The organism is Qipengyuania atrilutea (genome assembly GCF_013370205.1).
In the GTDB taxonomy this organism is placed as follows: Bacteria; Pseudomonadota; Alphaproteobacteria; order Sphingomonadales; family Sphingomonadaceae; genus Actirhodobacter; species Actirhodobacter atriluteus.
This window is the reverse complement of record NZ_JABWGV010000001.1, coordinates 489,215-502,179: the sequence shown is the minus strand read 5'-3', so window position 1 is coordinate 502,179 and position 12,965 is coordinate 489,215. Positions and strand designations below refer to the sequence as shown.

Sequence of the window (12,965 nt, the reverse complement as noted above, 5' to 3'; positions counted from 1 at the left end):
TTGCTTCACGGCGAACCCGTCATCGAGACCCTCGCCAAAACGGGGTCGACCAATTCCGACCTGCTGACGAGGATCTCGCGCGGCGAAGAGGTTGGCGAGGGCTTCTGGCTGCGCGCAGAGCGGCAGTCCTCGGGACGGGGCAGGCTGGGGCGGCAATGGGAAGGCGAAAAGGGTAACCTTTATTGCAGCACCGTAGTCCGCGTTCTCCCAAGCGATCCGCCCCCGCAAACGCTGACCTACGCAGTCAGTCTCTCGGTTTTCGAAACGCTCCAAGATCTTATCGCCGACAAGTCTGGACTGTCCCTTAAATGGCCAAACGATGTCCTGTTTGAGGGGGCCAAGGTCGCAGGTATCCTGCTCGAGCGGCAAGGCGACACTATCGTCGCGGGGATCGGGGTGAACATCGTGCACGCTCCTCAGATCGCGGGACGGAAAACCGTGTCGCTACGCGAGATCGGCACACTCGAAGAACCCAACGCATCGGTGTTCATCGAAAAATTAGCGCAGAACTTTGCGCCGCGTGTTTCCGAGTGGCGCAGCGATCCGCGAGCCGTCATGCGTGAATGGCAGACGCGCAGTCATGAACCGGGCGCGCCGCTGCTCGTCAGCAATCCGGACGGTTCGCGGCAGGCCGGAAACTTCGCCGGGCTCGAAAATGACGGGGCGCTGCGATTGCGCATGCCGGACGGAAGCTTTACCCGCGTCTATGCCGGCGACGTTACTCCGGTTTAAAGGAAACGCGCATGCTTCTGGTCGCCGATGTCGGAAATACGAATGTCGTCTTCGCTCTGTTCGATGACGAAAGTGGAGCCGACCGGCGGCCGGTGCGCGCGCGCTGGCGGATCGCAACCGACCCGCGCCGAACGGGCGACGAGTATGCAGTCTGGCTCCTGCAACTGCTTTCTGTGGAAGGCGTCACGAAAGACAGCATCACACGGATCGTGATCGGGTCCGTTGTTCCGCGCGCCGAGCATAACCTGACCGTTCTGGCTGAAAAGTACTTCGGCATTACTCCGCTGTTTGCGGGGCAGGGCGAAGCAGGCTGGGGCTTCTCCATCGACGTCGAGCAACCGAGCTCGCTCGGCGCCGACCGCGCGCTCAACTGCATCGCAGCCCACGCGCTTTACGAGGGCGATCTCATAGTGGTCGATTTCGGCACCGCCACCAAGTTCGAAGCGATCGATTTTACCGGTGCGTACAAGGGCGGGATCATCGCGCCGGGCATCAACCTTTCGCTCGATGCACTGGTCGGACGGACCGCGAAGCTTCCCCGCATTGCCATCCGGGCGCCCGACACGGATAGCGTCATCGGACGGAATACCGAAGACCAGATGCTGATCGGCGTGTACTGGGGTTATGTAGCGATGATGGAAGGGCTAATCGCCAAGATGCGCGCGGAAATCGGCAGGCCCACGCGCGTAATCGCGACTGGCGGCTTGGCCGTGCTTTTCGACCGTCACACCGACATTTTCGACGAGGTAGAAGCCGACCTTACCATTCGCGGCCTCGCCATTCTCGCAGACAGGATCGCTCGATGAACCGGAACTTCAAACCCGAACAGGAACTGTTGTTCTGCGCGCTCGGCGGGTCGGGCGAGATCGGAATGAACGTCAACCTTTACGGCTGCCAAGGCAAGTGGTTGATGGTCGACCTCGGCATGACCTTCTCGGGGAACGAGTATCCGGGTGTCGACCTGGTCTTCGCCGACCTCGCCTTCATCGAGGAGCGACAGCGCGACCTGCTCGGCATCGTCCTCACCCACGCGCATGAGGACCATATCGGCGCGGTTCCCTATTTCGCGCAGGAACTTGGAGTGCCGATGTACGCCACTCCGTTCACTGCCGATCTGGTTCGCCGCAAGCTGGCCGAAGCTGGTTTGCAGGATCAAGTCGAACTCCACGTCATACCGCACGACCACGGCCAGTTCTCCATCGGGCCGTTCGAAGTCGAGTACCTTCCGCTTGCGCACTCCATCGCGGAAGGCCACGCTCTGCTGATCGGCACACCATACGGCCGCATTTTTCACACTGGTGACTGGAAGCTGGACGAAGAACCGATCATCGGCGAACCGACGACCGAGGAAGAGCTTCGCGAAATCGGCGATGAAGGCGTGCTGGCGCTCGTCTGTGATTCCACCAACGTGTTCAATCCGCAGCCCTCCGGTTCGGAAGGCGCCGTTTACACCGGGCTTCTCGACGAAGTTGGCAAGCACACAGACAAACGCGTCGTCGTCACCACTTTCGCTTCCAACGTCGCCCGGTTGCATACGCTGGGATCGGTAGCGCGGGAGACAGGGCGGCAGGTATGCATTGCGGGCAGATCGCTAGAGCGCATTCTCGAGGTGTCGCAGGACAACGGCTATCTGGAAGACTTCCCTCAGCCGATCGACTTCGACACCGCGATGCGGCTGCCGCGCGGCGATGTTCTCATCATCGCCACGGGCGGGCAGGGCGAACCACGCGCTGCGCTGTCGCGCATGGCGGAGGACAACCATCCCTTCGAACTCGCGCCCGGCGACGTGGTGCTGTTCTCGAGCCGGCAAATACCTGGCAACGAGATCGCGATCGGCAAGATGCAGAACGCTCTGGCCGAGCGCGGCATTGTCATGGTCACGGACCGGCAGAACCTCATCCACGTTTCGGGTCATCCGGGGAGGCCGGAACTTCAGGCGCTTTACGAATGGCTCCAGCCCGAAGTTCTGGTCCCGGTACATGGCGAAATGCGGCATATGCAGGAGCAGGCGCGCCTCGGTATCGAGGAAGGCATTCGCCACGCGGTCGTTCAGAAGAATGGCGACATCGTGCGCCTGGCGCCCGGAAAGCCGGAAAAGCTCGCCGAGATCGGAACAGGGCGGTTGCTCCTCGATGGCGACCTCATCATTCCGGCTGACGGCGAAGCGATCACGATGCGGCGGAGGCTCGCCCATAGCGGCCTCGTCATCGTCGCGCTGGATGGAGCGAACAATCCGATGATCGATGCGGTCGGCCTGCCGCTTGACGAGGATCACACCGAGTTCGTCCAAGAGGCGGAGGCTGACGTAAGGACGGCCATTGCCCGCCTCAAAGGTGCCGACAGCCGTGATCCGGCCGCCATTCATGAAGCGGCACGGCTTGCGGCTCGCCGGGCGGCAGTTCGCTGGTCGGGCAAGAAGCCGCAGGTCAAAGTCATGATGGCGCGGCCGCGCGCCTGACCTGCCCAGCCTATGCAATGGACCTCCATTCTCGCGATCTACCTGCTAATGTGGATCGCCTGCGCCTTTCTTATGCTGCCTTTCGGCATTCGGACGCATGAAGAGGTAGGCGAGGAGAAGATACCGGGGCAGGCGGACAGCGCCCCGGCAAACTTCCGGCCCGGCAGGGTCGTCGTTCGCGCCACGGTTCTGGCGGCAGCCGTGACTGCGCTATACGTGGTGAATTATGATCAAGGATGGATCGAGGCCGAAGACATCAACATCTTCGGCGATCCGCCTTCGCTTCGCGAAGACTAGAAACCGCGCGTCTAGCTCCGCAAACGCTCGATAGCCTGAGCCAGCGCAACATACAGCTTGCCCATATCGGAGCTGAGAACCGTCACGCTCAAGGCGTTGCCGTCGCGCGTAGACAGCAGCGTGCGCAGCATACCTTCGAAGTCGTGAATGTAGCGGCTGACATTTTCGCGGAATTCGCCGTCGTTCGCGTACATCTCCGCAATCTCGCGCGCTTCGCTCTGGTCCAGGAGACGCACAGCCTTGCGCGTGAAGATACCCCGGTCACCGCGGAGATAGGCAGCCCACGCCGTTTCGCTGACATCCTCAGACAGAGCCTTGGAAATGTCGACTGCGGATGAGTGCAAATTTTCGGTGATGACCGCCACACGGCGTGAGAAGTCGTGGTCAATCCGGTCTTCGGACTGCTCTTGCAGCTTTTCGATCCGTGCTTCGAGATTGCCGGTAAGCTCGTTAATCCTGGCAAGCTGATCGCGTAGTAGCGAAGCGGCTTTTTGCCCACGATCCGCAGCCTTTTGCGCCGAGTTTTCGAGTTCGCCGATCGAGGCGAGCGTCTGGCTGCGTACCACCTCGTCGATCTTGTCGGCGCTTCGTTTGCCGACTTCCTCGGCAAAGGCGTCGAGCCGCGTATCGTCGCCTGTTTCGAGACCCTCGACCGCCGCCGAAAGCGCGCCGCGAAGCTGTTCGGACGCCCGCTCCAGGCTGGCGCGGGTTTCGGCTTCCGTTGCGCGTGCCTTGTCAGCCAGCGCGTCGAGTTCGGCTTTCAGCGCCGCGATCCGTTCGTCGCCGGAGATGCCGAACCCGGCTAGTTTCTCTTCAAGCGCATCGATCGCCCGCGCAGCGTTCGTGCCATATTCGTTCGCGCCATCAAGATGCTCCGACAGAGCAGCCGAGGATGTCTCGGCATTGGCGAGAAGATCGCGCAGTGCTTCCGCCCGGGCAGTATAAGCATCGAGCTGCGCTTCGGTTTCCCGCAGTGACGCCGGCAGGACTTCACGGCCGTGCTTCGCGCTGGCCTGGATAAGTTCCAACAGGCGGACGCTTGAGTTCGTGACGGATTCAATCGCGCCTTCGGTATCCGTGACCAGTGCGCGGCTCTTCTCGAAGTTCTCGCCGAGTGCCGAAAGGTCTTCAGCCAAGTTGGCCTGCGCGTCCTTGCCGAGCGCGGCGAGACCTTCGATCCGCTCTCCGATCTGGTCCACCCGCTGAGCAAGGTTGTCGAGATCGGCCGCCAAGGCGCTGGTCGATTGTTCGTGTTGTTCGCGGCGTCCGGTAAGGGCGTCGTCAAACTCGATCAGATGCGCTGACAGAGCCTCCCCGGCATCCTTGCCGAAGTCGATGAGGCTTTGCTTACGGCCGGCAAGCGTTTCGTCGAACGCCTCCGCACGCGCACCTGCATCCTCGTCGATCCGGCGAAGCAGACCGTCGATCGCAGCAGCCCGGCGCTGTGCATTCTCGTTCGCCTTCGCATCCAGCGCATCGAAGCGTTCGCCTGTCTTGCCAACCTGGTCGCTGATTTCCTCGAGCCGGGCGGACCAGTTTTCAAGGGCGCTCTTCTCGTTGGCAACGATGAGGTCCGAGGTCTCACGCGCACTGTCGCGGACCCGTTCGATCCGTTGTACCAGTGCGGACAGGCCTTTACCTTCAGCGGCAGCCGCTTCTGCACGCAGCGCTTCGAGTTCCTCGTTCATCTTTTCGGCCCGCTGCCGAATTCCGGTAAGCGCTTCGATCTCGCTGCTGTCGAGGTCCGCGCGGAAGCCATCGATCGTACCGCGCAGCGCATCGAAGCGGTTCTCCGCCAGTGCGCCGAGCTGATCCGATTGCTCGCGAATGCCGGACAGGGCTTCGCGCACCTTGGTTTCAAGCGCGGTTACCTGCCGTTCGCTAGCGAGCCCGAACTTGTTCAGCCGTTCGAAGCCGCTGATGAGCAGTTCGACCTGCGTCTGGGCACCGCGGCCGGCGCCGCCGATCTGGTTGGACACGTCGCGTGCCGAATTAGCGATGACGGGCAAGTCGCTGCGCAGCTTGTCCATGTTTCGCACCGCCGCGTCGCTGACCTCAGATACCGTTTCAAGCTGCTTTACGTTGTCGCCGATCAGGTCTTCGAGCCGCTTGGCATGCCCTGAAATCTTTTCCGACGCGCCGCGTCCGAGAAATTCGAGCTCTCGCGACTGCGTTGCAAGAAATTCGCGTGCAAGGCTCAGCTCGCGGTTGATTGTCAGAAGCCGTTCTTCGAGTGCTGCGCTTTCCGAAGCGAGCAGGTTGGCCGCATCGCCGAACCGCCCCGCTTCGCGCGTGCTGGACCGCATTGCAATGAGATACACCACCGCGATCAATAGTACCGGTGCGGCCCACAGGCTCACCAGCGTCGACAGCGAGGATGCGCCGGCAAACAGGATGGCGTTCTGGTTTGCAAACGCGAAGAAGGCCGTCCACGCGAGCGCCAGAGTGACAGCCGCGACAACCGGCAGATGCTTCCAGGATCGGCCCTCCGCTTCTGCCGGAGCATCATAGACCTGCTCGGTTTCGATGAAGTCACCGCTGGCCGGTTCCTCGATTGCCTGATCGCGTTCGAGTTCGAGCGGCGCTTCGCTATCCGGCGCAGCGGTTTCGCTCGATTTTTCGGTCGAGGACTCGTCTCGCAAGACGGCCCGGATATGCTTTCCTCTTTGCATTTCACTACGCTATCACTTTGGCCGGGGGGTTAAAGGGTCTTTAACCGTAGTGGCGCTAGTTTTCCGCTGTCATGGTTTACGAAACGAGCGCCCTCAAAGCGACATTATCGGCAGCGGCCGGCGACAACGCCGCTTTGCAGCAGGAGCTGAAGGCAGCATTTTTCGACAGCGTCGCGCGCCAGCTCGATCTGCTGCGGCGATCCCGCTGCGACGCGAACTGGATGATGGCGGCGCTGCGCCTGCGGGCAATCGCGGCAAGCTTTCACGCTGAGGAACTTGTTGTGCTGGCTGAAGAGGCAACTGAATCGGCACCTGGAGAGCCAGTGGTCATGCGCAAGATCGAGACCTTCCTGAACGAGATCACTGCGTCACACTAAGCTGCCTCGGCAGCCCGTTCTTTTGACAACGTGAACCCGCCGTTGCAGATATTGCGGTCATGCGGATCGCAGTACTCAGCGCCATGTCGAAGCCGCCGCATGACGAGGCGCGACCGGCCTTCCGCAAGGTCGGCAGCGCCGACGTCATAACCTTGCAAGCGTTGATGTGCTGCCAGCTCGGCTGCGCCAAGATTGTGAGCCTTACGGCAGAGGTAGGCACGGAACTGGACGGCTTGCGGCAGTTCTGCCGCGATGCCAGTGTGCCGCTAGTCGTCACAGCATCTGCGAGCGACCTGCGGCGCGAGGTGACCGCTGACGATGAAATCCTCATTGTCGAAGAAGGTCTGCTGCCGTCACCTAATGCGTCGCAGACCGTGTACGCGGAACGCCCGGTCATCTACGCGCGCGATGCGGAAGACGAACAGTGGCAGGCGATGGAGCGGATCGACGCCGAACGCAGATGGGCCGGCACAATGCTTCTACCCGGAAGATGCGCTGAAGAACTGGCGCGATTACCTGAAGATGTCGACATCGTGTCCGCGCTTCTTCGGATCGGACTGCAGCGCCATGTGCGCATCAAGCCGGTTCTGGAAGAGGACGCGCCGCATCTTTTCCTGACGCGCACTCTCGGGGAAATGCAAATCCGCGAACATGGCGAGCGGTGGCTGACAGCTCTCGCGCATCCGTCTGGTTTTGCCCGCCCGCTTCATGGACTGTCGGAGCGGCTTGCTCTGCATTTCGGCACGGCACACGGCACGAGAGCGTCGCTACGCTCGTCTCTAGGCGTAGCGCTAGGCAGTCTTGGAGCAGCGCTTATTGCGCTTCATTTGGGCTACAGTTCGGTCGCCCTGCTGAGTGCCGCGCTCGGTTCAGCCGCAGTTGCGGCGCACGGCGTGCTCGGCCGGCTAGCCAACGCCTTCGCATTGAAAAGCAATGGTCCGGCGAAAACGCAATTAGCGCTTCGTTGGAGCCGCGATGCAGTCATCGCTCTGATCATTGCCTTCGGGTCAGACGAACTGACGCTGACTACCAGTGGTTTCCTCGCCGCGGCGCTAATCCTTTCGCTAGCCGTTCGGCCCGGTCGGCGCGCTGCAAAGCGCACTGCGTTCCTGCGCGACCGCCCCCTGATCTGCCTTGCCCTCGCGCTGTGCGCCTTCGCCGGCGAACTTGGCACGGCTGCGATGATCCTGGTCGTCGTCATTCTTCTCGATTGTGTTCTCCAGCAAAGGATGGCCGCAGATAACGGCGCATTAACCACACGCGGCTAAAGCTGCCGTGATGGCCCAGCGCACGAGCACTACCGAAGTCCGCGAACAGCACGGCGACTTGCTGCGCTTTGCTCTGCGCGAGGCGGACGCGGCGCTCGCCAACGCGGGTCCGGTATTGGCGCAGCTGCTGAGCGCACGCGACGACGGATTGTTCAGCGATGAGATGCTGGCGCGGGTCCGGGGGCTGGTGACCAGCCTCGCCGGAAGCCTCATCGCGCTGACGTCAGACACGGGCACGAATACGCCGCGCAGGGATGTCGCCGATCCGCGCGTCCTCGGGCTAGCCGACTACCTACTACAAAGTCCTGCCCTTCTTTCGCATTGTCACGCGCTGGCTCTCGAAAGCCAGATCGCGCAGCGGATGGAGCGGCAGGCCGCTCTCGATCCAGTGCTTTCCCCGTTCATGCAGAACGCCATCGCCGGCAGTGAGCAGGCGTCCTTGGCGATGCAGGCACTCGCAGCGCAGGCCCGCTTCGTACAAGCCCAGAAGCGAATGGAACTGCGAGCCGAAGAGTTGCCGGGCGAGCTCCTGTTCGATGTCGTTCGCGGATGGCAGCACTGGTCCGCGATCAACGATGTCTCGGGTTTCGCCCCCGGCCATCAAAACCTTCGCCGACGGTACAATGAAGGGCAGACCCGCGCCGTCCTCCTTTCTCGTCTCATCGAAGCAGCCGGAGAAAACGCTGAGCATGTTCTTACCGTCGAACATGTGGGCATCGCTCTGTTTGTTTCCGGCTTGGCCCGGTACGCCGGTATTTACCGTGACCTGGCGACATTCGCGCTTACGGCAGGCCAGACCGCTCGTTTCGCCGTCGCGCTGTGCGCCGCAGGACTTTCAGCCGAAACGATCGAGCGGCAGTGCCTGCGCCTGCACCCCGATCTTCTCCCTCCGGTCATTCCGGAGACGCTTCAGCCGGAAGCGGCGCGCGCCATGCTGCAGCAATCGTCAGGCGGGCTGTCTTAATGCTGGAAACACTTCAGGCACCCCTCGCGCAGGCGCGCTGCGATAGGGACGGCGTGCTGTTCGAAGCAAGCGAACCGCTTGCCGGGCTGCAGCGACGCTGCGGCGGCGAGATGCCGGGACCGCTTGCTATTCCCGAACTTCTGGAACTCGTGCGCAAGGTCACGCGCTTCGGGTTTCGCCTTTCGCGGCAGGTCCATGCGATCGACGGCGACAATGCAGTAAAGGCATGGGTCGATGTCGAGCCGCAGTTCGACGAAGCAGACGGCGCTCTCTCGCACTGCCTCATCCGCGTACTCAGCTGGCAAAGCACACCTGCGCCGCGCGAGGACGAAGTTGCGACTGCGCGCAAACGCAGCGAAATCGACCGCCTCTTAGCTGAGTTCACGGCCCGGCTCGACGAAGATCAGCGGCTGCTTTCGGTCGAAGCAGACGCGCCGGATCTTGAGCAGGCGGTTCACGAAATGACTGCCGGGATAGGACTAAGCTGGCTGGAATTCGCCGAGATCGACGGAAAGGTCACGGGGAATGCGCCGCACTGGCGCTTGCTTGACGGCTCGACCTGCCGCTTGCCGGGTTCGGAACGCAATTGGCGCGTGCGGCTTGAACCGCTGGGTGCAGGCACAACGCGGCCGAGCGGCTATATTCTGTACTTGAGCGCGGAAACCGTACTGCAGGAAGCGGTTACGATCGAAAACGCATCTCGCGCAAACGAACCGCCCGCCTCGATCGGCCGTGACCTCGCACCGGTGCTTCGACAGCCGATCACGCGCATCATCGCCAATGCCGAGACGATCCGTACGCGGCTCGCCGGGCCGATCGCGGATGAATATAGCGACTACGCCAGAGACATCGCCTCTGCCGGACAGCACCTTCTCGCCTTGATCGACGATCTCGGCGATCTCGAAGTTGTCGAAGCGGAGGATTTCACGACTACACCCGAAGCCGTCGATCTTGCCGAGATCGCGCGGCGAGCCGCCGGTATTTTGAGCGTGCGCGCCCGCGAGCGAGGTATCAATATCGTTGTTCCCCAAAAAGGCGAGACCGAGCCTGCGACGGGCGAGTTCAGGCGTGTTCTGCAGATACTTTTGAACCTGCTCGGCAACGCAGTGCGCTATTCGCCGGAAGGATCGGAAGTCTGGCTTTGCCTTGACCGGGAAGAAGGTTACGCCCGCGTCACGGTTGCCGATCAGGGGGCAGGGCTGAACGATGAAGAACAAGACAAAGTTTTCGAGAAATTCGAACGCCTGGGCCGAAGCGGCGACGGGGGCAGCGGCCTCGGCCTTTACATCTCGCGCAAGATTGCGCGGGTGATGGGCGGGGACCTGACCGTGGAAAGCGCTCCGGGGCAGGGGGCCCGCTTCACCCTGTCCGTGCCGGTAACCTAGCCGCTCCCATGAAAAAAGCGGACAGGTAAGACCTGCCCGCTTCCTTCATATCAGTACTTTTACCTTAGCGCTTGTCGACGGGCACATAGTCGCGCTGCGTCGGCCCGGTATAAAGCTGCCGCGGCCGTCCGATGACCTGACCTGGATCGGAGATCATCTCGTTCCACTGCGCGACCCAGCCAACCGTACGGGCCAACGCAAACAAGGCCGTGAACATGGTTGTCGGAAAACCGATGGCCGAAAGGATAATGCCCGAATAGAAATCGACGTTGGGGAACAGCTTCTTCTCTTTGAAGTAATCGTCGTTCAGTGCGATTTCCTCGAGTTGTAGCGCGGTTTCGAACACCGGGTCTTTCACGTTCAGCGCTTCGAACACTTCGCGCACCGTCTTCTGCATGACAGTGGCGCGCGGATCGTAGTTCTTGTAGACGCGGTGACCGAAGCCCATCAGACGAAACGGGTCGTTCTTATCCTTCGCCCGCTCGATATAATGCGGGATCTTGTCGGGCGTGCCGATCTCGCGCAGCATGTTAAGCGCCGCTTCGTTTGCGCCGCCATGCGCCGGGCCCCACAGGCAGGCAATGCCGGCGGAGATGCAAGCAAACGGGTTTGCGCCCGAAGAGCCGGCGAGGCGCACGGTCGATGTCGACGCGTTTTGCTCATGGTCGGCGTGCAGGATGAAGATCTTGTCCATCGCGCTTTCGACTTCTGGGATGACCTCGTATTCCTCAGCCGGAACGCCGAAGGTCATGCGCAGGAAGTTGCCGGTATAGCTGAGCGAGTTGTCCGGATAGAGGAACGGCTGTCCGACTGAGTACTTGTAGGCCATGGCCGCGATGGTCGGCATTTTCGCGATCATCCGGTGGCTGGAGATTTTCCGATGTTCCGGATCGGAGATGTCAGTGCTGTCGTGGTAGAACGCGCTGAGCGCACCGACCACGCCGCACATGATAGCCATGGGATGCGCGTCGCGGCGGAACCCCTGGTAGAACTGCCGCATCTGATCGTGCAGCATCGTATGGCGCGTGATCGTGTTGTCGAAGTCGTCGAGTTCGTCCGCACTCGGAAGTTCGCCGTTCAGCAGCAGGTATGCGACTTCCATGAAGCTCGAATGCTCGGCAAGCTGACCGATGGGATAGCCGCGGTGCAGCAGAACGCCTTCGTCGCCGTCGATGAAGGTGAGGGCGCTTTCGCAGCTCGCGGTCGACTTGTAACCCGGGTCGAACGTGAACTTCCCGGTCTTGCTGTATAGCTTGCGAATGTCGACGACGTCGGGCCCGCAGCTGCCCTTGAGCACGGGAAACTCGTGCCTGTCGCTGCCCAGTTCCAGTTTCGCTTCCGTATCGGCCAAGGCGGTATCTCCTGTCGTATTCAATTCGTATGAGCGGTCGGGGCGGCCTGCGCCTCAATCCGCGCCAGCGCTTCGTCCTTGCCTAGAAGGGTCAGCACTTCGAAAATCCCGGGCGAGGTGGTCGTCCCGGTCAAAGCTGCGCGCATCGGCTGCGCGAGCTTTCCGAGCCCGAGTTCCATGGACTCGGCCAGCCCCTTCGTAGTGACTTCGAGTGTACTGGTTGTCCAGTCATTTTCCTTCGCAAGTGCGTCAGCGATATACCGCAACCGCAAACGCCCCTCGTTGTCGAGCAGCTTCTCCGCTTTCTCGGTCATAACCAGCGGGCGCTTCGCAAAAAGAAAACCAGCACTTTCAGCCAGTTCGTCGAGGTTCTTTGCGCGGGTTTTCAGCTCCGGCATCGCTTTGGTTAGCAAAGCCTCGGATTGGTCGCCGCTAGCACCTTCGATCCGTCTGATGACCAGACTGGCTAGTCGCGCATCGTCCGCTTCGCGCAGATAATGCCCGTTGAGGTTTTCGAGTTTCTTCAGATCGAAACGCGAAGGGCTCTTGCCGACGCCCGAAAGGTCGAACAGTTCGATCGCTTCCTTGCGGCTGATCTCCTCCCGATCACCATGACCCCAGCCAAGGCGAAGAAGATAGTTGAACAGCGCTTCGGGCAGAATGCCGAATTCGTCGCGGTAGGTTTCCGCGCCGAGCGCGCCGTGGCGCTTGGAAAGCTTCGCACCGTCGCTTCCATGAATGAGAGGGACGTGCGCATAGACCGGGTCCGGCCATCCGCCTTCGATCGCATCCATGGCGCGGATGATTGGAAGCTGCCGGAAGGCGTTGTTTAGATGGTCGTCCCCGCGGATGATATGAGTGACGCCCATATCATGATCGTCGACCACAACGGCCAGCATATAGGTCGGCGAACCATCCGCGCGCAGCAGGACATAGTCGTCGATTTCCTCGTTCCGCACCGTAACCCGGCTCTGCACGGCGTCATCGATGACCGTCTCGCCATCTTCCGGGGTCTTGAGTCTGATCACGAAAGGTGCGCCTGCCGGAGCATCTTCGGGATCGCGATTGCGCCATCTGCCGTCATAGCGCATCGGCTGCTTGTTCGCTCGCTGCTCCGCCCGCATCGTCTCGAGTTCTTCGGGAGACGCGTAACATTTGTACGCGTGGCCGGCCTCGAGCAGCTTTGCCGCCACTTCCGCATGACGATCAGCCCGTGCCGACTGGAATACAGGCTCTTCGTCGTAGTCGAGTCCAAGCCACTGCAAACCATCGAAAATCGCTTCGATCGCATCGTCGGTCGAGCGCTTCTTGTCCGTATCTTCGATCCGCAACAGGGCCTTGCCGCCGTGGTGCCGCGCGAACAACCAATTGAACAGGGCCGTGCGCGCTCCGCCGATGTGGAGATAGCCGGTGGGCGAGGGGGCGAAACGCGTCACGACGTTTGTCCCGGTGGAAGCCATC

The 12,965-nt window shown here is 61.5% G+C and carries 11 protein-coding genes; 8 read left to right on the top strand and 3 right to left on the bottom strand.

Annotated features, from left to right (window positions below):
• From HUV48_RS02475 to HUV48_RS02460, 4 genes are read left to right on the top strand one after another with little or no spacing between them, the layout of a single operon-like run.
• Window positions 1–732 carry a biotin--[acetyl-CoA-carboxylase] ligase gene (locus tag HUV48_RS02475; RefSeq protein ID WP_176266177.1) on the top strand — a complete coding sequence of 244 codons (732 nt, stop codon included), beginning with the start codon at window positions 1–3 and terminating at the stop codon, window positions 730–732.
• Between the two features lie 11 nt (window positions 733–743).
• On the top strand, window positions 744–1,538 hold the full coding sequence (locus HUV48_RS02470) for a type III pantothenate kinase (protein WP_176266176.1): 795 nt from the start codon (window positions 744–746) through the stop codon (window positions 1,536–1,538).
• Window positions 1,535–3,190 carry a ribonuclease J gene (locus HUV48_RS02465; RefSeq protein WP_176266175.1) on the top strand — a complete coding sequence of 552 codons (1,656 nt, stop codon included), beginning with the start codon at window positions 1,535–1,537 and terminating at the stop codon, window positions 3,188–3,190. The genes HUV48_RS02470 and HUV48_RS02465 overlap by 4 nt, the downstream gene beginning before the upstream one ends.
• Window positions 3,191–3,202: 12 nt before the next feature.
• The gene (locus HUV48_RS02460; RefSeq protein ID WP_176266174.1) at window positions 3,203–3,487 is read left to right on the top strand and encodes a DUF1467 family protein; all 285 of its coding nucleotides are present in this window, start codon (window positions 3,203–3,205) and stop codon (window positions 3,485–3,487) included.
• Between the two features lie 11 nt (window positions 3,488–3,498).
• Here HUV48_RS02460 and HUV48_RS02455 read toward each other — a convergent pair whose 3' ends face one another.
• The gene (locus HUV48_RS02455; RefSeq protein ID WP_176266173.1) at window positions 3,499–6,129 is read right to left on the bottom strand and encodes a coiled-coil domain-containing protein; all 2,631 of its coding nucleotides are present in this window, start codon (window positions 6,127–6,129) and stop codon (window positions 3,499–3,501) included.
• Between the two features lie 101 nt (window positions 6,130–6,230).
• Here HUV48_RS02455 and HUV48_RS02450 point away from each other — a divergent pair, with 101 nt between their 5' ends.
• From HUV48_RS02450 to HUV48_RS02435, 4 genes are read left to right on the top strand one after another with little or no spacing between them, the layout of a single operon-like run.
• On the top strand, window positions 6,231–6,536 hold the full coding sequence (locus tag HUV48_RS02450) for an Hpt domain-containing protein (protein WP_176266172.1): 306 nt from the start codon (window positions 6,231–6,233) through the stop codon (window positions 6,534–6,536).
• Window positions 6,537–6,595: 59 nt separating this feature from the next.
• Window positions 6,596–7,804, top strand: coding sequence for a hypothetical protein (locus tag HUV48_RS02445; RefSeq protein ID WP_176266171.1), 1,209 nt, complete (start codon window positions 6,596–6,598; stop codon window positions 7,802–7,804).
• A 10-nt stretch (window positions 7,805–7,814) separates the two neighbouring features.
• Entirely contained in the window at window positions 7,815–8,768 is a 954-nt protein-coding gene (locus HUV48_RS02440; RefSeq protein ID WP_176266170.1) for a hypothetical protein, read from the top strand.
• A complete protein-coding gene (locus HUV48_RS02435) occupies window positions 8,768–10,153 on the top strand; it encodes a sensor histidine kinase (protein WP_176266169.1) in 1,386 nt (461 codons plus the stop codon). The genes HUV48_RS02440 and HUV48_RS02435 overlap by 1 nt, the downstream gene beginning before the upstream one ends.
• A 64-nt stretch (window positions 10,154–10,217) precedes the next feature.
• Here the strand turns inward: HUV48_RS02435 and HUV48_RS02430 are convergent, their stop codons facing one another.
• Window positions 10,218–11,504, bottom strand: a complete 1,287-nt coding sequence (locus HUV48_RS02430) for a citrate synthase (protein ID WP_176266168.1) — start codon at window positions 11,502–11,504, stop codon at window positions 10,218–10,220.
• Window positions 11,505–11,524: 20 nt separating this feature from the next.
• Entirely contained in the window at window positions 11,525–12,964 is a 1,440-nt protein-coding gene (gene gltX, locus HUV48_RS02425) for a glutamate--tRNA ligase (RefSeq protein WP_176266167.1), read from the bottom strand.
• Window position 12,965: the final 1 nt, after the last annotated feature.